The organism is Mesorhizobium sp. WSM4820, assembly GCF_055811075.1.
The window spans coordinates 1-546 of sequence record NZ_JBVVQN010000083.1 but is presented as its reverse complement, the minus strand read 5'-3'; the positions used below and the strand labels follow the sequence as shown (position 1 = coordinate 546).

Annotated in this window: 1 pseudogene; it reads right to left on the bottom strand. The window is 63.4% G+C overall.

The window, feature by feature from the left end:
- Positions 1 to 546: pseudogene (locus AC0L2R_RS33815) on the bottom strand (ATP-binding protein); the annotation flags it as partial.

The window sequence follows — 546 nt, the reverse complement described above, 5'->3', positions numbered from 1 at the left end:
TGGTGATCAGTTCCTCGGCGATCGCCGCGACTTCGTCGATGAGGTGCTCGCAGCAGTCGAGGACGAGGAGCATCGAGAGATGACTAAGCTTGTTCGCCAGCTCAGCGAGCGGATCGGTCGAGGCGAGCACTAAGCCCGCTGCGGTGGCGATCAGCTCGGTGATCAGCGCTCCATTGGCAATCCCGGAGAAATCGACGAACGCCGTGCCGTCCGAATAACCATCATCCAGGCGTTGAGCAAGAGCGAGCGCGACTGTCGTCTTTCCAATGCCTCCCGGACCGACGAGGGTGAGCAGCCTTTGCTCGGGCAGCTGCCCCTCGAGCTGATCGAGAACCGCCTCTCTCCCGATGATGCGGTTGGCCAGCCGGGGTAGCGGCAGTCCGGCTATCGTGGGTTGCTGGCCATCGGCCCGCGTCGGCGACTCCTTGCGCGTGACCGGCGCCACGAAGCTGTAGCCGCGATTTGGAACGTTCGAGATATATTGCTGCGCCTCGGGGCCCTCGCCGAGAATCTTGCGCAGCGACGTGATGTGGACGCGCAGGTTGT